Consider the following 19,966-nt stretch of genomic DNA (forward strand, 5'->3'; position numbering starts at 1 on the left):
ATGGTTGAATCATATAGTAAAAATGCCAACCATAACATGCGTCGCCCTGTCGTCAAGGAAGAAATTGTAGACTTGATGCGTCAGCGCCAAAAGCAGGTCACAGGATCTTTGAAAGAATTGGAAGACTTTGCCCGCAAGGAAAATATTCCCATTATTCCCCATGAAACGGTTGCTTATTTCCGTTTTCTCATGGAAACCATACAACCTAAAAACATTCTGGAAATTGGGACGGCTATCGGTTTTTCAGCCCTCTTGATGGCGGAACATGCGCCAAAGGCCAAGATTACAACCATTGACCGCAATCCAGAAATGATTGGTTTTGCCAAGGAAAATTTTGCCCAGTTTGACAGTCGCAAGCAAATCACGCTCCTAGAAGGAGATGCGGTAGATATCTTATCTACCTTGACAGAGTCCTATGATTTCGTCTTTATGGATTCAGCCAAGTCTAAATACATCGTCTTTTTGCCAGAAATCCTCAAACATTTGGAAATTGGTGGTGTGGTTGTCTTGGATGATATTTTCCAAGGTGGTGATGTTGCTAAGGATATTATGGAAGTCCGTCGTGGCCAGCGAACTATTTACAGAGGCCTTCAAAGACTATTTGATGCAACCTTAGACAATCCAGGACTCACTGCAACATTAGTACCTCTGGGTGACGGCATCCTCATGCTTCGTAAAAATGTAGCAGATGTTCAATTGCCTGACAGCGAATGATTTTCAGAAAAATTTAAGAAAATATAGTAAAATAGATAGGGTAACACTTATCTCAAAGGAGTAGACATGAAGAAAAAACTATTGGCAGGTGCCATTACACTATTATCAGTAGCAACTTTAGCAGCTTGTTCGAAAGGTTCAGAAGGGGCAGACCTTATCAGCATGAAAGGAGATGTTATCACAGAACATCAATTTTATGAGCAAGTGAAAAGCAATCCTTCAGCCCAACAAGTGTTGTTGAACTTGACTATCCAAAAAGTATTTGAGAAACAATACGGTTCAGAAGTAGATGACAAAGAAGTCAACGATACTATTGCCGAAGAAGAGAAACAATATGGTGAAAATTACCAACGTGTCTTATCACAAGCAGGAATGACTCTTGAAACACGTAAAGCGCAAATTCGTACTAGTAAATTAGTTGAGTTGGCAGTTAAAAAAGCAGCAGAAGCTGAATTGACAGACGATGCTTACAAGAAGGCTTTTGACGAGTACACTCCAGATGTAACGGCTCAAATCATTCGTCTTGATAATGAGGATAAAGCGAAAGAAGTCCTCGAAAAAGCCAAAGCTAGTGATGCAGACTTTGCTCAATTAGCCAAAGATAATTCAACAGATGAGAAAACTAAAGCGAATGGTGGAGAAATCACTTTTGATTCTGCTTCAACAGAAGTACCAGATCAAGTTAAGAAAGCAGCTTTTGCTTTAGATGTAAATGGTGTTTCTGATGTGATTAGTGTTACTGGAACACAAGCCTACAGCAGTCAATATTACATTGTTAAACTGATTAAGAAAACAGAAAAATCATCTAATATCGATGACTATAAAGAAAAATTAAAAACTGTTATCTTAACTCAAAAACAAAACGACGCATCATTTGTTCAAAGTATTATCGGAAAAGAATTGCAAGCAGCCAATATCAAGGTTAAAGACCAGGCCTTCCAAAATATCTTCACTCAATACATCGGTGGTGGAGATTCAAGCTCAAGCAGTTCTTCAAAAGAATAAAACAGAAAAGAGCCAAGTGCTCTTTTTCTTATGAGAAAATCTTCTATCTTAAGGGTAAGAGTTTTTTTCTTTCGGAAAAAATGGTATAATAGCAATCAAAACTAGAAAATAAACGGAATTTGGGAATAATTTCTTTTGTTCTCATTAGATTGGTGATACTATGAAGATTAGTAAGAGGCACCTATTAAACTATTCTATTCTAGTTCCTTACTTACTTTTATCTATTTTGGGTTTGATTGTAGTCTATTCTACAACCAGTGCCATTCTTATCGAAGAAGGTAAAAGTGCCCTCCAATTGGTTCGAAGTCAGGGAATGTTTTGGATATTTAGTTTAATATTGATTGCCTTGATATATAAGCTGAAACTGAATTTTTTAAGAAAAGAACGACTTTTATTTATTGTTATGTTTGTTGAGCTGATTCTCTTAGCTCTGGCTCGGTTAATTGGTACGCCAGTTAATGGAGCCTATGGTTGGATTTCAGTAGGACCTTTGACCATTCAGCCAGCGGAGTATTTGAAGATTATCATCGTCTGGTACTTGGCCCAACGTTTTTCAAAACAACAGGATGAAATTGGTATTTACGATTTTCAAGTTTTAACTCAAAATCAATGGATTCCTCGTGCTTTTAATGATTGGCGTTTTGTCCTCTTGATAATGATAGGAAGTTTGGCTATTTTCCCAGATTTGGGGAATGCTACAATCCTAGCGCTGGTCGCCTTGATTATGTATACAGTTAGTGGGATTGCTCATCGTTGGTTTATAGCCTTTATCGGTGTATTGTTTGGAGTTTCAGCCCTATCCTTATCAGCTATTTCTATGATTGGGGTTGATAAGTTTTCAAAAGTTCCAGTATTTGGTTACGTTGCTAAGCGTTTCAGTGCCTACTTTAATCCCTTTGCTGATTTGGCAGGAGCAGGCCACCAACTTGCAAATTCCTACTTTGCCATGGTAAATGGTGGTTGGTTTGGTCTAGGATTAGGAAATTCAATCGAAAAACGTGGTTATTTACCAGAGGCTCATACAGACTTTGTATTTTCAATTGTCATTGAAGAGTTTGGATTTGTGGGAGCCAGCTTGATTTTAGCCCTTGTCTTTTTCCTGATTTTGCGGATTATCCTAGTCGGTATTCGTGCTAAGAATCCCTTTAATTCCATGATGGCGATTGGGGTTGGGGGGATGATGCTGGTACAGGTATTTGTTAATATTGGCGGAATTTCGGGCATTATTCCTTCGACAGGAGTAACCTTCCCCTTCCTATCACAAGGGGGGAACAGTCTCCTAGTCTTGTCTGTAGCCATCGCCTTTGTCTTAAATATTGATGCAAGTGAAAAACGTGCCCAATTATATGAGGAGTTAGAAGCTCACTCATCAAACTATATGTAGAGTTGATAGTGGAAAGGATGACCTATGTCTCTTCAAAAATTAGAAAACTATAGTAATAAAGCTGTCGTGCAGGAAGAAGTATTGATTTTAACAGAATTGTTAGAAGATATCACTAAAAATATGCTTGCACCAGAGACTTTTGAAAAAATCATGCAGTTGAAAGAATTGTCAACTCAAGAAGATTATCAAGGCTTGAACCAACTGGTTACGAGTCTGTCAAATGATGAAATGGCTTATATTTCACGCTATTTCTCTATCTTGCCTCTCTTGATTAATATTTCAGAAGATGTGGATTTGGCCTATGAAATCAACCACCAAAATAATATTGATCAAGATTATCTTGGGAAATTATCAGCAACAATCAAAATGGTTGCAGAAAAAGACAATGCGGTTGAAATTCTTGAACACTTGAATGTTGTCCCTGTTTTGACTGCCCATCCAACACAAGTACAACGTAAGAGTATGTTGGATTTGACCAATCATATCCATACCCTTTTGCGTAAGTATCGTGATGTGAAATTAGGCTTGATTAATAAGGAAAAATGGCATAATGATCTCCGTCGTTATATTGAGATTATCATGCAGACAGACATGATTCGTGAAAAGAAATTGAAAGTAACCAATGAAATCACGAATGTTATGGAATATTACAATAGTTCATTCCTGAAGGCAGTTCCTCATTTGACAGCTGAATACAAGCGTCTGGCTAAAAAACATGGACTGGAGTTGAAACATCCTAAACCAATTACCATGGGAATGTGGATTGGTGGAGACCGTGATGGGAATCCCTTTGTTACAGCAGATACCTTGAAACAATCTGCTATGACCCAGTGTGAAGTCATCATGAACTACTATGATGAAAAGATTTACCAGCTATATCGTGAATTCTCTCTTTCAACCAGTATTGTCAATGTAAGCAAGCAAGTTAGAGAAATGGCTCGTCAGTCTAAGGATAACTCGATTTATCGTGAAAAAGAGCTATACCGTCGTGCCTTGTTTGATATTCAATCAAAAATCCAAGCGACAAAAGCTTATCTTATTGAGGATAAGGAAGTTGGAGCTCGCTATGAAACAGCTAATGATTTTTATAAGGATTTAATTACCATTCGTGATTCCCTCTTGGAAAACAAGGGTGAAGCACTGATTTCTGGTGATTTTGTTGAGTTAATTCAGGCAGTTGAAATTTTTGGTTTCTATTTGGCATCTATTGACATGCGTCAAGATTCTAGTGTTCATGAAGCCTGTGTAGCAGAACTCTTGAAATCTGCAGGCATTCATTCTCATTATAGTGAACTCAGTGAAGAAGAAAAATGCCAGCTTCTTTTGAAAGAATTAGAGGAAGATCCACGTATTCTTTCTGCTACTCATGTTGAAAAATCAGAGTTACTCGAAAAAGAATTGGCCATTTTCAAGGCTGCTCGTAAGTTGAAAGATAAGTTAGGTGATGATGTCATTCGTCAGACTATCATTTCACATGCAACCAGCGTATCTGACATGTTGGAATTGGCTATCTTACTAAAAGAAGTAGGGTTAGTTGATAAAGAAAGAGCCCGTGTTCAAATCGTTCCTCTCTTTGAAACAATCGAGGACTTGGACCACTCAGAAGAAACTATGAGAGAATACCTTTCTCTTCCTCTTGCCAAGAAATGGATTGCTTCACGCAATAACTATCAAGAAATCATGTTGGGCTACTCTGACAGTAATAAAGATGGTGGTTACTTGTCATCATGTTGGACCCTCTACAAGGCTCAACAACAGTTGACGGCCATTGGAGATGAATTTGGTGTTAAGGTTACCTTCTTCCATGGTCGTGGTGGGACTGTCGGTCGTGGTGGTGGACCAACCTATGAAGCTATCACATCTCAACCGCTCAAGTCTATCAAGGACCGTATTCGTTTGACGGAGCAGGGTGAAGTAATTGGCAATAAATACGGTAACAAAGACGCTGCTTACTATAACCTTGAAATGCTGGTTTCAGCGGCCATTAACCGTATGATTACTCAGAAGAAGAGTGATACCAATACCTCAAATCGTTATGAAGCTATTATGGACCAAGTGGTGGACCGTAGTTACGATATCTACCGTGATTTGGTCTTTGGTAATGACCATTTCTATGATTATTTCTTCGAGTCAAGTCCAATCAAGGCTATTTCAAGCTTTAACATTGGTTCTCGTCCAGCTGCTCGTAAGACTATTACTGAAATCGGTGGTTTGCGAGCTATCCCTTGGGTCTTCTCATGGTCACAAAGCCGTGTCATGTTCCCTGGCTGGTATGGGGTTGGTTCAAGCTTCAAGGAATTTATCGATAAAAATCCAGAGAATATAGCTATCCTACGAGATATGTACCAAAACTGGCCTTTCTTCCAATCGCTTCTTTCAAATGTCGACATGGTCTTGTCAAAATCAAATATGAATATTGCTTTTGAATATGCCAAACTTTGTGAGGATGAAGAAGTAAAAGCAATCTATGAGACTATTTTAAATGAATGGCAAGTGACCAAGGAAGTTATCTTGGCTATCGAAGGGTATGACGAACTTTTGGCTGAAAATCCATATCTAAAAGCAAGTTTGGATTACCGTATGCCTTATTTTAATATTCTCAACTATATCCAGTTGGAGTTGATTAAACGTCAACGTCGAGGAGAATTATCAAGCGATCAAGAAAAATTAATCCATACAACCATCAACGGAATTGCGACAGGATTGCGTAATTCAGGCTGATACCTATCAAACTTCCTCTTTTCTATAGGGGAAGTTTTTGAATAGTTTAAAAAAATGCTAAAAGAGTCTTGACAAGTAGTTGAAAAATGATATAATTTAACCATTCAGAAAAGTAATCATATAAACTTTTTAGAGAGTCTGTGGTAGCTGAAAACAGATAAGTGATGATGATGAAAATTGGGCTGGATGTTATTTAGAATTTGAAATCATAAAAATTCGGTGAGCACACCTTACAGTGCATCTCGTTATTGCGAGACAGAGCGATAGGGAAATTCCCTATAATTGAGGTGGTACCGCGCATCGACGTCCTCACACAAGTTTTTTGTGTGAGGACTTTTTTGATGGAGGTTAGTATGGAAAGAAAACGATGGCGTCGCTTGTTGAGATAAGTGAAGTATTTTAAAGGAATAAAAGGAGAAATAGAATGAAAAATAAACGTTTAATTGGAATTATCGCTGCATTAGCAGTCTTAGTAGCGGGAAGCTTGATTTACTCTTCAATGAATAAACCAGAAGCTAAAAATGAAAAGAAAGTTGCCAAAGTTGGTGTACTTCAATTTGTGAGCCATCCATCTCTTGATTTGATTTATAAAGGGATTCAAGATGGACTGGCAGAAGAAGGCTATAAAGATGATCAGTTGAAAATTGACTTTATGAACTCAGAAGGTGACCAAAGTAAGGTTGCGACAATGAGCAAACAATTGGTTGCAAATGGGAATGACCTTGTGGTTGGTATTGCTACACCAGCTGCTCAAGGTTTGGCAAGCGCCACAAAAGACCTACCTGTTATCATGGCTGCTATTACAGACCCAATCGGTGCTAACTTGGTTAAAGATTTGAAAAAACCAGGTGGCAACATTACAGGGGTATCTGACCACAATCCAGCTCAACAACAAGTTGAACTCATCAAAGCTCTCACACCAAATGTGAAAACAATCGGAGCTCTTTACTCAAGCAGCGAAGACAATTCAAAAACTCAAGTCGAAGAATTTAAGGCTTATGCTGAAAAAGCAGGTTTGACAGTCGAAACATTTGCTGTTCCTTCAACAAATGAAATTGCTTCAACAGTTAATGTTATGACTAGTAAGGTCGATGCTATCTGGGTTCCAATTGATAACACTATTGCTTCAGCCTTCTCAACTGTTGTTTCAAGTAATCAATCCGCTAAAAAACCAATTTACCCAAGTGCAACTGCCATGGTAGAAGCTGGTGGTTTGGCATCAGTTGTAGTTGACCAACATGACCTTGGTGTGGCAACAGGTAAAATGATTGCTCAAGTTTTGAAAGGTGCAAAACCAGCTGATACTCCAGTCAATGTCTTTTCAACTGGTAAGTCAGTGATTAACAAAAAATTGGCACAAGAATTAGGTATTACGATTCCTGAATCTGTTCTAAAAGAAGCAGGACAAGTGATTGAATAATCTAAAATGGAGGAGTTGGGGACATCTCCTCCAATTTTTTACAATAGAAATCATATAGAAAAGGTTAAGAGACAGATGATATTATCTATTATTTCTCAAGGATTTGTCTGGGCTATTTTAGGTCTGGGGATCTTTATGACATTTAGGATTTTGAACTTTCCAGATATGACGACAGAAGGTTCCTTCCCTCTTGGGGGAGCTGTTGCTGTCACTTTGATAACCAAAGGCGTGAACCCATTTTTAGCGACACTTGTTGCTGTTGGAGCCGGTTGTTTGGCTGGAATGGCAGCAGGACTTCTTTATACAAAAGGGAAGATCCCAACCTTGCTCTCAGGGATTTTGGTGATGACTTCCTGTCACTCTATCATGCTCTTGATTATGGGACGTGCAAATTTAGGATTGCTTGGAACCAAGCAAATCCAGGATGTTTTGCCTTTTGATTCAGATTTGAACCAACTCTTGACAGGTCTCATCTTTGTGAGTATTGTTATTGCTCTCATGCTCTTTTTCTTGGATACCAAACTAGGACAAGCCTATATTGCTACAGGTGACAATCCTGATATGGCTAGAAGTTTCGGGATTCATACTGGACGCATGGAGCTCATGGGATTGGTCTTATCAAATGGTGTGATTGCCCTTGCAGGTGCTCTTATTGCCCAGCAAGAAGGGTATGCTGATGTATCTCGAGGAATCGGGGTTATAGTTGTGGGGCTGGCAAGCTTGATTATTGGAGAAGTTATCTTCAAGAGTTTGAGCTTGGCAGAACGTCTGGTTACCATCGTTGTAGGTTCTATTGCCTATCAATTCTTAGTGTGGGCAGTTATTGCACTCGGCTTTAATACAAGTTATCTTCGTTTGTACAGCGCCGTGATTTTGGCAGTCTGCCTCATGATTCCAACATTTAAGCAAACAATCTTGAAAGGAGCCAAATTAAGCAAATGACAGCAATTGTAGAATTAAAAAATGCAACCAAAGTCGTTAAAAATGGCTTTGATGAAGAAAAGATTATCTTAAATGATGTTTCCTTAGAAATTTTTGAACAGGATTTCATCACGATTTTAGGTGGAAATGGTGCTGGGAAATCAACTCTCTTTAACACTATTGCAGGAACCTTGTCATTAACCAGTGGAACCATCCGTATTTTGGGTGAAGATGTTACCAAGTTTTCACCAGAGAAGCGGGCTAAGTATCTGTCTCGAGTCTTCCAAGATCCCAAGATGGGGACAGCTCCTCGTATGACAGTGGCAGAGAATCTTTTGATTGCCAAGTTTCGTGGTGAAAAGCGTGGATTGTTACCACGACGCTTAACTAGCTATAAGGATGAATTTCAGGCAACCATTGAAAAAGTTGGAAATGGTCTTGAGAAACACTTGAATACACCGATTGAGTTCTTATCAGGTGGACAAAGACAGGCCTTGAGTCTCTTGATGGCAACCTTGAAGAGACCTGAATTACTCCTGTTAGATGAGCATACTGCTGCCCTTGATCCAAAGACTAGTGTTGCTTTGATGGAATTGACAGATGAATTTGTCAAGAAAGACCAGTTGACAGCTCTTATGATTACTCATCACATGGAAGATGCTCTTAAGTATGGCAATCGCTTAATTGTCATGAAAGAAGGACGAATTATCCAAGATTTGAAACAAGAAGAAAAAGCAAAAATGAAAATCTCTGATTATTATCAACTCTTTGAATAAAGTAGGGAAAATGAGTGAAATGGTTTACTTTTTTTCTGAAATAAAGTATACTATATAAAGTAAACTATGATAACATGGAGGTATTGTGTATGGTTGACAAACAAGTCATTGAAGAAATCAAAAACAATGCCAACATTGTGGAAGTCATAGGGGATGTGATTTCTTTACAAAAGGCAGGACGGAACTATCTAGGGCTCTGTCCTTTTCATGGTGAAAAAACACCTTCTTTTAACGTTGCAGAGGACAAGCAGTTTTACCACTGTTTTGGTTGTGGTCGCTCTGGTGATGTCTTTAAGTTCATCGAGGAGTACCAAGGGGTTCCCTTTATGGAGGCTGTCCAAATCTTAGGTCAGCGTGTTGGGATAGAGGTGGAAAAACCGCTTTATAGTGAACAGAAGCCAGCTTCACCCCATCAAGCTCTTTATGATATGCACGAAGATGCAGCCAAATTTTATCATGCTATTCTCATGACAACGACCATGGGGGAGGAGGCCAGAAACTACCTTTATCAGCGTGGTTTGACAGATGAAGTGCTCAAGCATTTTCGGATTGGTTTAGCACCTCCAGAACGAAACTATCTCTATCAACGTTTGTCTGGTCAGTATCGTGATGAGGATTTCCTAGATTCAGGACTGTTTTACCTCTCAGATGCCAATCAATTTGTAGACACTTTTCACAATCGGATTATGTTTCCCCTGACAAATGACCAGGGAAAGGTTATTGCCTTCTCAGGTCGTATCTGGCAGAAAACGGATTCACAAACTTCTAAGTATAAAAATAGCCGATCGACTGCAATTTTTAACAAAAGTTACGAATTATATCATATGGATAGGGCAAAAAAATCTTCTGGAAAAGCCAGCGAGATTTACCTGATGGAAGGATTCATGGATGTCATTGCGGCTTATCGATCTGGAATCGAAAACGCTGTCGCATCTATGGGAACATCCTTGAGTCGAGAGCATGTTGAGCATCTCAAAAGGTTAACCAAGAAGTTGGTGCTTGTTTATGATGGTGATAAGGCTGGGCAAGCAGCGACATTGAAAGCCTTGGATGAAATTGGTGATATGCCTGTGCAAATTGTCAGCATGCCTGATAACTTGGATCCAGATGAGTATCTACAAAAAAATGGACCAGAAGACTTGGCCTATCTATTAACGAAAACTCGTATTAGTCCGATTGAGTTCTACATCCATCAGTACAAACCTGAAAATAGTGAAAATCTGCAGGCTCAGATTGAGTTTATTGAAAAAATAGCTCCCTTGATTGTTCAAGAAAAGTCTATTACTGCTCAAAACAGTTATATTCATATTTTAGCTGACAGTCTGGCATCATTTGATTATGCCCAGATTGAGCAGATTGTTAATGAGAGTCGTCAGGCGCAAAGGCAGAATCGCATGGAAGGAATTTCCAGACCGACTCAAATCACCATGCCTGTCACCAAGCAGTTATCAGCTATTATGAGGGCAGAAGCTCATCTACTTTATCGAATGGTGGAATCCCCTCTTGTTTTGAATGATTACTGTTTGCGGGAAGACTTTGCATTTGCCACACCTGAATTTCAGGTTTTATACGACTTGCTTGGCCAATATGGTAGCCTTCCTCCAGAAGTTTTAGCAGAACAGACAGAGGAGGTTGAAAGAGCTTGGTACCAAGTCTTAGCTCAGGATTTGCCTGCTGAGATGTCACCTCAGGAACTTAGTGAAGTAGAAATGACTCGAAACAAGGCTCTCTTGAATCAGGACAATATGAGAATCAAAAAGAAGGTGCAGGAAGCTAGCCATGTAGGAGATACCGACACAGCCTTAGAAGAATTGGAACGTTTAATTTCCCAAAAGAGAAGAATGGAGTAATAATGGCAACAAAACAAAAAGAAGTAACAACATTTGACGTACAAGTAGCAGAATTTATCCGTAATCATAAACAAAAAGGGACAGCAACTGATGATGAAATTAATGCAAGTCTGGTGATTCCTTTTACCTTGGATGCTGATGGGATTGAAGATCTCTTGCAACGAATTCAGGATGCAGGGATTTCTATCACAGATAACGAAGGAAATCCAAGTGCGCGTGTTCTTAGTGCAGAAGAAGAGCCAGAACTCAGCGACGAGGACTTGATTGGTTCAACTTCGGCTAAGGTCAATGACCCTGTCCGTATGTACTTGAAAGAAATCGGGGTTGTTCCTCTCTTGACCAATGAAGAGGAAAAAGAATTGGCACTGGCTGTTGAAGCTGGTGATATCGAAGCCAAACAACGTCTTGCGGAAGCCAACCTTCGTTTGGTTGTTTCTATTGCTAAACGCTATGTCGGTCGCGGTATGCAGTTTCTTGACTTGATTCAAGAAGGGAATATGGGCTTGATGAAGGCGGTTGACAAGTTTGATTATTCTAAAGGGTTCAAGTTCTCAACTTATGCAACTTGGTGGATTCGTCAGGCTATCACTCGTGCTATTGCGGATCAAGCTCGTACCATCCGTATCCCAGTTCACATGGTTGAAACCATCAATAAATTGGTTCGTGAACAGCGTAATCTCCTTCAAGAATTGGGACAAGATCCAACACCAGAACAAATCGCTGAACGTATGGATATGACACCTGACAAGGTTCGTGAAATCTTGAAGATTGCTCAAGAACCGGTATCTCTTGAAACTCCTATTGGTGAAGAGGATGATAGCCATCTTGGGGACTTTATCGAAGATGAAGTCATTGAAAATCCAGTGGACTATACAACTCGTATCGTCTTGCGTGAGCAGTTGGATGAGGTCTTGGATACTCTTACAGACCGTGAAGAAAATGTTTTGCGTCTACGTTTTGGATTAGATGATGGTAAAATGCGTACCCTTGAAGATGTGGGTAAAGTATTTAACGTGACTCGCGAGCGTATCCGTCAGATTGAAGCTAAAGCTTTGAGAAAACTACGCCAACCAAGTCGCAGCAAACCGCTTCGTGATTTTATTGAAGACTAAAAGTGAGGATGAATATGGCTTATACAGAAGAGCAAATTGAAAACATCAAAACACGAATTTTATCAGCCTTAGAAGAAGTCATCGACCCTGAGTTGGGAATCGATATTGTTAATCTTGGTTTGATCTATGAGATTCGTTTTGACGGCGACACAGGACAAACAGAGATTGATATGACGTTGACAACTATGGGTTGTCCCCTGGCAGATCTTTTGACAGACCAGATTTATGATGCTATGACCGAGGTTCCAGAAGTAACGGATACTGAGGTCAAATTGGTTTGGTATCCAGCCTGGACTGTTGAAAAAATGAGTCGCTATGCACGCATTGCCCTAGGCATTAAGTAAACATATAATAGCATGTGAGAGATTATTGGAAAAGCGAGGAAATTTCCCCCTCTTTTCCTCTAGTCTCTCCTTTCTTTTGCTGATTTTATTCAAAGAAAATGATATAATAGTTGTTATGGAAAAAAAGAAATTACGCATCAATATGTTGAGTTCAAGTGAGAAAGTAGCAGGACAAGGAGTTTCAGGTGCCTACCGTGAATTAGTTCGTCTTCTTCACCGTGATGCCAAGGATCAATTGATTGTTACAGAAAATCTTCCAATTGAGGCAGATGTGACTCACTTTCATACAATTGATTTCCCCTATTATTTATCAACCTTCCAAAAGAAACGCTCAGGAAGAAAAATTGGCTATGTGCATTTCTTGCCTGATACACTTGAGGGGAGTTTGAAAATTCCATTTTTCTTAAAGGGAATTGTGAAACGCTATGTATTTTCTTTTTACAACCGGATGGAGCACTTGGTGGTGGTTAATCCTATGTTTATCGAGGATTTGGTGGCAGCTGGTATTCCACGTGAAAAAGTGACCTATATTCCTAACTTTGTAAACAAGGAAAAATGGCATCCTCTTCCACAGGAAGAGGTAGCGAGATTGCGTACAGAGCTAGGTCTTAGTGACAATCAGTTTATCGTAGTAGGTGCTGGTCAAGTTCAGAAACGTAAAGGAATTGATGACTTTATCCGTCTGGCTGAGGAATTGCCTCAGATTACCTTTATATGGGCGGGTGGTTTCTCTTTTGGTGGTATGACAGATGGTTATGAACGTTATAAGAAAATCATGGAGAATCCCCCTAAAAATTTGATTTTTCCAGGTATTGTATCGCCAGAGCGGATGCGCGAATTGTATGCCCTAGCGGATCTTTTCTTGTTGCCTAGTTATAATGAGCTCTTTCCGATGACGATTTTAGAGGCTGCCAGTTGTGAAGCTCCGATTATGTTGCGTGATTTAGATCTTTATAAGGTAATTTTGGATGGAGATTATCGGGCGACAGCAGATAGAGAAGAGATGAAAGAAGCTATTCTGGAATATCAAGCGAATCCTGCTGCTTTAAAAGATTTGAAAGAAAAAGCTAAGAATATTTCTAGAGAGTATTCTGAAGAGCATCTGTTACAAATCTGGTTGGACTTTTATGAGAAACAAGCCGCTTTAGGGAGAAAGTAAAAAGTGAGGTAATCTATGCGAATTGGTTTATTTACAGATACCTATTTTCCTCAGGTTTCAGGTGTTGCGACCAGTATTCGAACCTTGAAAACCGAACTTGAAAAGCAGGGACATGCTGTTTTTATATTTACAACGACAGATAAGGATGTCAATCGTTATGAAGATTGGCAAATTATCCGCATTCCAAGTGTTCCTTTCTTTGCTTTTAAAGATCGTCGCTTTGCCTATCGAGGTTTCAGCAAGGCGCTTGAAATTGCTAAACAATATCAGCTAGATATTATCCATACTCAGACAGAATTTTCTCTTGGTCTGTTGGGGATTTGGATTGCACGTGAATTGAAGATTCCAGTCATCCATACCTATCACACCCAATACGAAGACTATGTACATTATATTGCCAAGGGGATGTTGATTCGTCCTAGTATGGTCAAGTATCTGGTCAGAGGTTTCCTGCACGATGTGGATGGGGTTATTTGCCCGAGTGAGATTGTCCGTGACTTGTTATCTGACTATAAGGTTAAGGTTGAAAAACGAGTCATTCCAACTGGGATTGAATTAGCCAAGTTTGAGCGTCCAGAAATCAAGCAAGAAAATCTGGAAGAACTGCGTAGTAAACTAGGGATTCAAGATGATGAAAAGATGTTGCTTAGTCTTTCCAGAATTTCCTATGAAAAAAATATTCAAGCAGTTTTAGCAGCTTTTGCTGAAGTTCTGAAAGAAGAAGACAAGGTTAAACTGGTGGTAGCTGGGGATGGTCCTTATCTGGATGACCTCAAAGAGCAAGCTCAGAAACTAGAGATTCAAGACTCCGTCATCTTTACAGGCATGATTGCTCCTAGTGAGACCGCTCTTTACTATAAGGCGGCGGATTTCTTCATCTCGGCATCGACAAGTGAAACCCAAGGTTTGACCTACTTGGAAAGCTTGGCTAGTGGAACACCTGTCATTGCACATGGAAATCCTTATCTGGACAATCTTATCAGTGATAAAATGTTTGGAACCTTGTATTACGGTGAACATGATTTAGCTGGAGCTATTTTAGAAGCCCTGATTGCTACGCCAGACATGAATGAGAATACTTTATCAGATAAGTTGTACGAGATTTCAGCTGAGAATTTTGGAAAACGGGTGCATGAGTTTTATCTGGATGCCATAATTTCAAATAATTTCCAGAAAGATTTGGCTAAAGATGATACGGTCAGTCAGCGTATCTTTAAGACAGTCTTGTATCTACCCCAACAGGTGGTTGCTGTGCCCGTAAAAGGCTCTAGACGCATGCTGAGGGCTTCAAAAACACAGTTAATCAGCATCAGAGATTATTGGAAAGACCATGAAGAATAGAAAGAGGAATAGCTATGAAAAAACAATTGATGAGAAGTGGTAGTGATCAAAAAATTGCTGGAGTATGTGCTGGGGTCGCAAATTATTTTGATATGGATCCTACTATTGTTCGTGTAATATGGGGTGTTCTTGCATTTTGTTATGGGGCAGGAATTGTAGCTTATATCATTTTATGGATTATTGCGCCGGTAGCAAGTGACTATTGAAAACTAGCTGAATTCATGCTAAGATAATAGAAAATAGAATGTAACGAAGGAGAAAAAAATGGCATTTGGAGATAATGGAAAACGTAAAAAAACGATGTTTGAGAAATTAACCTTGCTTATCGTACTTATCATGTTAGTAGCAAGTATTTTGGGTATTTTTGCAACTGCAATTGGTGCCCTCAGTAATCTATAAAATAGATTAAAGAAAATTTTGTGACTGGGATTTCCCAGCCCTTTTTTAAAGTGAGAAGAAAAAATGAGTATGTTTTTAGATACAGCCAAGATTAAGGTCAAGGGTGGTAATGGTGGCGATGGTATGGTTGCCTTTCGCCGTGAAAAATATGTCCCTAATGGGGGTCCTTGGGGTGGCGATGGTGGTCGTGGAGGTAATGTCGTCTTCGTTGTAGACGAAGGTTTGCGTACTCTCATGGATTTCCGCTACAATCGTCATTTCAAGGCTGATTCTGGTGAAAAAGGAATGACCAAAGGGATGCATGGTCGTGGAGCTGAGGACCTTAGAGTTCGAGTGCCACAAGGTACGACTGTGCGTGATGCTGAGACAGGCAAGGTCTTGACAGATTTGATTGAACACGGTCAAGAATTTATTGTAGCCCACGGTGGTCGTGGTGGTCGTGGAAATATCCGCTTTGCGACACCGAAAAATCCTGCACCTGAAATCTCTGAAAATGGAGAACCAGGTCAGGAACGTGAGTTACAATTGGAACTAAAAATCTTGGCAGATGTCGGTTTGGTAGGTTTCCCATCTGTTGGGAAATCAACCCTTTTAAGTGTTATCACATCTGCTAAACCTAAAATTGGTGCCTACCACTTTACGACCATTGTGCCAAATCTAGGTATGGTTCGTACCCAATCAGGTGACTCCTTTGCAGTAGCTGATTTACCAGGTTTGATTGAAGGGGCTAGTCAGGGTGTCGGTTTGGGAACTCAGTTCCTCCGTCACATTGAGCGTACACGTGTCATCCTTCATATCATTGATATGTCAGCTAGTGAAGGCCGTGATCCTTATGAGGACTATCTAGCTATCAATAAAGAGCTAGAGTCATATAATCTTCGTCTCATGGAGCGTCCACAGATTATCGTAGCCAACAAAATGGACATGCCTGAGAGTCAAGAAAATCTTAAAGAGTTTAAGAAAAAATTAGCTGAAAATTATGATGAATTTGAAGAGTTACCAGCTATCTTCCCAATTTCTGGTTTGACTAAGCAAGGTCTGGCAACGCTCTTGGATGCTACAGCTGAATTGTTAGACAAGACACCAGAATTCTTGCTCTACGACGAGTCAGATATGGAAGAAGAAGCTTACTATGGATTTGATGAGGAAGAAAAAGCCTTTGAAATTAGTCGTGATGACGATGCTACATGGGTGCTTTCTGGTGAAAAACTGATGAAACTCTTTAATATGACCAACTTTGATCGTGACGAATCAGTCATGAAATTTGCTCGCCAGCTTCGTGGTATGGGAGTTGATGAAGCCCTTCGTGCGCGTGGTGCTAAAGATGGTGACTTGGTCAGAATTGGTAAATTTGAGTTTGAATTTGTAGACTAGGAGACTGATATGGGAGATAAACCGATATCTTTCCGAGATGCGGATGGCAATTTCGTTTCCGCTGCAGATGTTTGGAATGAAAAGAAATTGGAAGAACTATTTAATCGTCTCAATCCAAATCGTGCCCTAAGATTGGCACGAACTAAAAAAGAAAATCCATCTCAGTAAAGAATATAACAAAATTCCGTGCCACATGAGACACGGAATTTTATTATTCTTCAAAGAAAAATGGTGGAGCGAATTTTTTCAATTCTTCAAAGCATTTTTGAGCAGCTTCTGCATCTTCACAGATGACAAGGCAAACATCATCACCACAGAGAGTAGCGATAGCGTCAGGGAAGCTCAAGGCATCAATGATAGAACCAAAGGATTGAGCAAGTCCAGGAAGAGTTTTTAGTAGGACTTGATGTTGAACTGGTCGCATCAAGACAAGAGCATCTTCCATGTAAATTTCTAGGCGTTTTTCCCATTTTGAGATAGAACCTGTATTGAGCACGTAGTAAGAGTTATCCTCTTCGCGGACTTTTGACAGGTTCATATTTTTGATGTCGCGTGAGAGAGTTGCCTGGGTAACTTGAATGTCGTTATCAGCAAGAAGGGCTTGCAGCTCAGCCTGTGTATGAATCTTGTTTTTTGCAACAAGAGCGCGTATGAGTTGGTGTCGGTGTTCAGATTTATTCATAAAATGTTACTCCTTGTACTAGGTACAGAAAGCGTGGACTGATCGAAATCGTCAGTCGAGTGGTAAGCGGTATTGTCACGTATGATGATTTTAAAGTCAGTAGTATAAAGAACTATACGGAGGAAATCTCCTTCTTTTAACTTGTCACTAGTTGAGTGTAGATGAATAGGCTATCTTATCCGTTTATCTACATTGGTGTCCTCTACTAACAGTAAATCATTCAATTAGGGTAGCCTTTTGTCACGACTTGTTGTGAATTTACGATTAATGTCAATTCACAAAGATTTTCCAACATGTGGTGTGGTAGCGAGTGTTATTAATGAGTTCACATGTTGGTTAGGGTTTTAGTATCTTTTGTCCAGGCTCCCGTGTAGACTTATCATAAGTCTATATCAGGATTGAATTTGATACTAAGTTTATGTTTCCTTAGACTGTTCAAATGGAAATCTTCCATATTGAAAGTCTTATATATTATACCTTTTGACAAGGTAGGATAAGAGTAGATTGTTCAAGATCAACAGTCAGGTGGTAAGCGGTATTGTCACGGATGGTGATTTCAAAGTCAGTAGTATAGAGTGCTAAACGAAGAGTATCTCCTTCTTTTAACTTGTAAATAGTTGGTTGCAGTTCAAACTGGATATCCATCCATTCATCTGCCTTAATATCCTCTACTAACAGTAAATCATTTCTATTCTGTAAATTGAGGTAGCCTTTTGTCACGACGCGTTGTGTATTTTCACGAAAAGGCAATTCGTTGAGATTTTCCAACATATGGTAGCGACCGTTGTCAATGGTTCTAGCACTTAAAACAGCTGGATAAGGTTCTAGGTATTTCTTCTGTCCAAATTCTAGCAGTTGAGCAGATAAAAGCCCCTTGTTTGTGCTGGATTTGATACGAAGATTGAGTTGAGCTCGACCGTTCAAGTGAAGATCCTTAGTCACAGGAAGGTCAATAGTAATCTGATTGGTTTTTCCTTGATAGAGTTCTGTATTGAAGGTCTGGTAGGTCTTACCATAGCGCTCAAAATCCTTATCTGGGTACTGGTTTTGAATGACTTTCTCTTCTTGACCGAGTGAGAAGGTTTCAAAGTTTTCTTGCTCACCGAAGTTATCAAGAGATAACCAAGTCTGAGGAGCTGTATTATCCTGCCAGATAACAGTCGGAAGCTGATAATCTGTTTCCTGTCCCAGTAATTTCTTAGTCAATAAGGCATTCATGGATTCGCGGAAGTCAATGGACTGCCAGTTGTTCATGTAAACATGTGCGCCATTATGGAAAAAGAGGTGCTTATTTATATGAGTAGGAAGAGCATGGAACATCTGGTAAACATGAAGTGGTTTGACATTCCAATCCTGTGAACCGTGGGTAAAGACAATCTCTGCTTTTACCTTTTGGGCATTGAGCAGATAGTTGCGATCATGCCAAAACTGATTGTAGTCACCAGACTTGCGATCCAGTTGCTCTTTTACTTTTTCTAAATCAGCTTGGTGAGCTTCGTTACTACGAATATAGTCGCCAGCCAAGAGATTACGAGAATAGGTTAACTCAGCAAGGGAGTCAAAATCCTCACCTGGATAACCACCTGGGCTAGTTACCAGACCGTTTTCACGGTAGTAGTTGTACCACGAAGAAATACCAGCCTCGGCAATGATAACCTCTAAACCATCGACACCTGTAGTCGCTAGACCATTGGACATGGTACCTAGATAGGAAAGTCCGGTTGTGGCTACTTTTCCGTTTGACCAGTCAGCCTTGACTTGACGCTGGCGCGTGTGGTCGGTGAAGGCACGACAACGACCATTAAGCCAATCGATGACATTTTTATAAGCCTCGACTTGCTGGTAGTCTCCATTAGTCATGAAACCTGTGGAGTCTTTGGTCCCAACACCTGAAACATATAGATTAGCAAAACCTCGTGGAAGGAAGTAGTCGTTGAGAGTATAGCTAGCATTGATGTGCGTTAGCTTTTCCTCAGCTTCTGACACAAGCTCAGCTTGGTCATGAGGTTGGACGAGATTTAGTTGAGGTTCCTCTATCTCAATCTTGTGAGCAGGCTTAACCTCGAGATTGCCCTCCATCTTGTAAAGAGCTTTATCGCTTGCTTTATCATTTGTTCCTTGATGATAGGGACTGGCTGTCATGATAGCAGGGATTTGCCCGTCATAACGAGGACGAATAATGCTGACCTTGACTAGGTCTGGTAGACCTTTTTGGTCAGTATCGACACGAGACTCAACGTAAACGACTTCGCGAATGGCATCATGGCTAGAAAAGGTAGCCAAACTCTTGCCGTTAAAGTAGTGATAGTCATTATCCTCAGGAACCAGGCCGTCACTGACAAGTTGGTCGATAAGAGTGTTCCCCTTTTTGGTGCGAGTATTGAGTAACTGATAGAGATTTTCAATCAAGTCACCATATACAATAGGAAATCCAGACTCTTTACGAAAAACATCACTGTCTTCAAAGTCAACCAAATAAGAAAAACCTAAAAGTTGAAAGGCTACAGTATAGAAAATATCTGCAGTCAACTCTTTATCTGATTGAAAAAATGTCAGTAAGTCAGTTTCTTTATCAACTGCTAAACTGGATAGAGGATAGGTGCTATCTTTAAAATTAAAAAAGAAACGAATGAGAAACGCTTCAAGCATTTTTTTATTTGTGATGTTGACTGGTAAATCAAATCCATACTTTTTTAATTCAAAGATAATTGTATCTCTAGGTAGCGCTAAATAGCTAAATCGATTAAAACGCATAAAACCTCCA

Annotated in this window: 18 protein-coding genes and 1 other annotated feature; of the genes, 16 read left to right on the forward strand and 2 right to left on the reverse strand. The window is 39.8% G+C overall.

Annotated elements, in window-relative coordinates:
* The 16 genes from HMPREF2764_RS04110 to HMPREF2764_RS04185 all read left to right on the forward strand — a co-directional run bounded on the left by HMPREF2764_RS04110 (position 1) and on the right by HMPREF2764_RS04185 (position 16,688).
* On the forward strand, positions 1–714 hold the full coding sequence (locus tag HMPREF2764_RS04110) for an O-methyltransferase (protein WP_004241675.1): 714 nt from the start codon (positions 1–3) through the stop codon (positions 712–714).
* A gap of 66 nt (positions 715–780) precedes the next feature.
* Positions 781–1,719 carry a peptidylprolyl isomerase PrsA gene (gene prsA / locus HMPREF2764_RS04115; protein WP_049515185.1) on the forward strand — a complete coding sequence of 313 codons (939 nt, stop codon included), beginning with the start codon at positions 781–783 and terminating at the stop codon, positions 1,717–1,719.
* Between the two features lie 160 nt (positions 1,720–1,879).
* Complete coding sequence (gene ftsW, locus HMPREF2764_RS04120; protein ID WP_070527386.1) at positions 1,880–3,103, forward strand: cell division peptidoglycan polymerase FtsW; 1,224 nt, start codon at positions 1,880–1,882, stop codon at positions 3,101–3,103.
* 24 nt (positions 3,104–3,127) lie between these two features.
* Positions 3,128–5,824: a phosphoenolpyruvate carboxylase gene (gene ppc / locus HMPREF2764_RS04125; RefSeq protein WP_070527389.1), complete on the forward strand. Its 2,697-nt coding sequence runs from the start codon at positions 3,128–3,130 to the stop codon at positions 5,822–5,824.
* A 96-nt stretch (positions 5,825–5,920) separates the two neighbouring features.
* Positions 5,921–6,138 (forward strand) — a binding site (T-box leader).
* Positions 6,139–6,248: 110 nt separating this feature from the next.
* Complete coding sequence (gene trpX, locus HMPREF2764_RS04130; protein WP_004259575.1) at positions 6,249–7,244, forward strand: tryptophan ABC transporter substrate-binding protein; 996 nt, start codon at positions 6,249–6,251, stop codon at positions 7,242–7,244.
* 75 nt (positions 7,245–7,319) lie between these two features.
* Positions 7,320–8,186: an ABC transporter permease gene (locus HMPREF2764_RS04135; protein WP_045612545.1), complete on the forward strand. Its 867-nt coding sequence runs from the start codon at positions 7,320–7,322 to the stop codon at positions 8,184–8,186.
* Complete coding sequence (locus HMPREF2764_RS04140) at positions 8,183–8,941, forward strand: ABC transporter ATP-binding protein (RefSeq protein ID WP_070527393.1); 759 nt, start codon at positions 8,183–8,185, stop codon at positions 8,939–8,941. The genes HMPREF2764_RS04135 and HMPREF2764_RS04140 overlap by 4 nt, the downstream gene beginning before the upstream one ends.
* An 89-nt stretch (positions 8,942–9,030) precedes the next feature.
* Positions 9,031–10,791 carry a DNA primase gene (gene dnaG, locus HMPREF2764_RS04145; protein ID WP_070527396.1) on the forward strand — a complete coding sequence of 587 codons (1,761 nt, stop codon included), beginning with the start codon at positions 9,031–9,033 and terminating at the stop codon, positions 10,789–10,791.
* A gap of 2 nt (positions 10,792–10,793) precedes the next feature.
* Complete coding sequence (rpoD, locus tag HMPREF2764_RS04150) at positions 10,794–11,903, forward strand: RNA polymerase sigma factor RpoD (protein ID WP_004259586.1); 1,110 nt, start codon at positions 10,794–10,796, stop codon at positions 11,901–11,903.
* A 14-nt stretch (positions 11,904–11,917) separates the two neighbouring features.
* Positions 11,918–12,247 carry a metal-sulfur cluster assembly factor gene (locus HMPREF2764_RS04155; protein ID WP_000331925.1) on the forward strand — a complete coding sequence of 110 codons (330 nt, stop codon included), beginning with the start codon at positions 11,918–11,920 and terminating at the stop codon, positions 12,245–12,247.
* Positions 12,248–12,362: 115 nt separating this feature from the next.
* Complete coding sequence (cpoA, locus tag HMPREF2764_RS04160) at positions 12,363–13,406, forward strand: alpha-galactosylglucosyldiacylglycerol synthase (RefSeq protein WP_070527399.1); 1,044 nt, start codon at positions 12,363–12,365, stop codon at positions 13,404–13,406.
* A gap of 15 nt (positions 13,407–13,421) precedes the next feature.
* A complete protein-coding gene (locus tag HMPREF2764_RS04165) occupies positions 13,422–14,747 on the forward strand; it encodes a glycosyltransferase family 4 protein (RefSeq protein ID WP_070527402.1) in 1,326 nt (441 codons plus the stop codon).
* A gap of 14 nt (positions 14,748–14,761) precedes the next feature.
* The gene (locus HMPREF2764_RS04170; protein WP_161800596.1) at positions 14,762–14,953 is read left to right on the forward strand and encodes a PspC domain-containing protein; all 192 of its coding nucleotides are present in this window, start codon (positions 14,762–14,764) and stop codon (positions 14,951–14,953) included.
* Positions 14,954–15,011: 58 nt separating this feature from the next.
* Entirely contained in the window at positions 15,012–15,146 is a 135-nt protein-coding gene (locus tag HMPREF2764_RS04175; protein ID WP_000863852.1) for a DUF4044 domain-containing protein, read from the forward strand.
* Between the two features lie 63 nt (positions 15,147–15,209).
* Complete coding sequence (gene obgE, locus HMPREF2764_RS04180; RefSeq protein WP_070527406.1) at positions 15,210–16,520, forward strand: GTPase ObgE; 1,311 nt, start codon at positions 15,210–15,212, stop codon at positions 16,518–16,520.
* A gap of 9 nt (positions 16,521–16,529) precedes the next feature.
* Positions 16,530–16,688 carry a hypothetical protein gene (locus HMPREF2764_RS04185; RefSeq protein WP_001808548.1) on the forward strand — a complete coding sequence of 53 codons (159 nt, stop codon included), beginning with the start codon at positions 16,530–16,532 and terminating at the stop codon, positions 16,686–16,688.
* A gap of 43 nt (positions 16,689–16,731) precedes the next feature.
* Here HMPREF2764_RS04185 and HMPREF2764_RS04190 read toward each other — a convergent pair whose 3' ends face one another.
* Both HMPREF2764_RS04190 and HMPREF2764_RS04195 read right to left on the reverse strand, forming a co-directional pair.
* On the reverse strand, positions 16,732–17,202 hold the full coding sequence (locus HMPREF2764_RS04190) for an arginine repressor (RefSeq protein WP_049550725.1): 471 nt from the start codon (positions 17,200–17,202) through the stop codon (positions 16,732–16,734).
* A 471-nt stretch (positions 17,203–17,673) separates the two neighbouring features.
* Positions 17,674–19,956 carry a Xaa-Pro dipeptidyl-peptidase gene (locus HMPREF2764_RS04195; protein WP_070527409.1) on the reverse strand — a complete coding sequence of 761 codons (2,283 nt, stop codon included), beginning with the start codon at positions 19,954–19,956 and terminating at the stop codon, positions 17,674–17,676.
* Positions 19,957–19,966 lie beyond the last annotated feature (10 nt).

Origin of the sequence: Streptococcus sp. HMSC073F11, assembly GCF_001810785.1 — a bacterium.
Lineage (GTDB): Bacteria > Bacillota > Bacilli > Lactobacillales > Streptococcaceae > Streptococcus.

Bases quoted from the DNA above. Each gene is read 5' to 3' on its own strand.
- HMPREF2764_RS04110 (WP_004241675.1), top strand. From the start codon at position 1: ATGGTTGAATCATATAGTAAAAATGCCAACCATAACATGCGTCGCCCT.
- prsA (WP_049515185.1), top strand. From the start codon at position 781: ATGAAGAAAAAACTATTGGCAGGTGCCATTACACTATTATCAGTAGCA.
- ftsW (WP_070527386.1), top strand. From the start codon at position 1,880: ATGAAGATTAGTAAGAGGCACCTATTAAACTATTCTATTCTAGTTCCT.
- ppc (WP_070527389.1), top strand. From the start codon at position 3,128: ATGTCTCTTCAAAAATTAGAAAACTATAGTAATAAAGCTGTCGTGCAG.
- trpX (WP_004259575.1), top strand. From the start codon at position 6,249: ATGAAAAATAAACGTTTAATTGGAATTATCGCTGCATTAGCAGTCTTA.
- HMPREF2764_RS04135 (WP_045612545.1), top strand. From the start codon at position 7,320: ATGATATTATCTATTATTTCTCAAGGATTTGTCTGGGCTATTTTAGGT.
- HMPREF2764_RS04140 (WP_070527393.1), top strand. From the start codon at position 8,183: ATGACAGCAATTGTAGAATTAAAAAATGCAACCAAAGTCGTTAAAAAT.
- dnaG (WP_070527396.1), top strand. From the start codon at position 9,031: ATGGTTGACAAACAAGTCATTGAAGAAATCAAAAACAATGCCAACATT.
- rpoD (WP_004259586.1), top strand. From the start codon at position 10,794: ATGGCAACAAAACAAAAAGAAGTAACAACATTTGACGTACAAGTAGCA.
- HMPREF2764_RS04155 (WP_000331925.1), top strand. From the start codon at position 11,918: ATGGCTTATACAGAAGAGCAAATTGAAAACATCAAAACACGAATTTTA.
- cpoA (WP_070527399.1), top strand. From the start codon at position 12,363: ATGGAAAAAAAGAAATTACGCATCAATATGTTGAGTTCAAGTGAGAAA.
- HMPREF2764_RS04165 (WP_070527402.1), top strand. From the start codon at position 13,422: ATGCGAATTGGTTTATTTACAGATACCTATTTTCCTCAGGTTTCAGGT.
- HMPREF2764_RS04170 (WP_161800596.1), top strand. From the start codon at position 14,762: ATGAAAAAACAATTGATGAGAAGTGGTAGTGATCAAAAAATTGCTGGA.
- HMPREF2764_RS04175 (WP_000863852.1), top strand. From the start codon at position 15,012: ATGGCATTTGGAGATAATGGAAAACGTAAAAAAACGATGTTTGAGAAA.
- obgE (WP_070527406.1), top strand. From the start codon at position 15,210: ATGAGTATGTTTTTAGATACAGCCAAGATTAAGGTCAAGGGTGGTAAT.
- HMPREF2764_RS04185 (WP_001808548.1), top strand. From the start codon at position 16,530: ATGGGAGATAAACCGATATCTTTCCGAGATGCGGATGGCAATTTCGTT.
- HMPREF2764_RS04190 (WP_049550725.1), bottom strand. From the start codon at position 17,202: ATGAATAAATCTGAACACCGACACCAACTCATACGCGCTCTTGTTGCA.
- HMPREF2764_RS04195 (WP_070527409.1), bottom strand. From the start codon at position 19,956: ATGCGTTTTAATCGATTTAGCTATTTAGCGCTACCTAGAGATACAATT.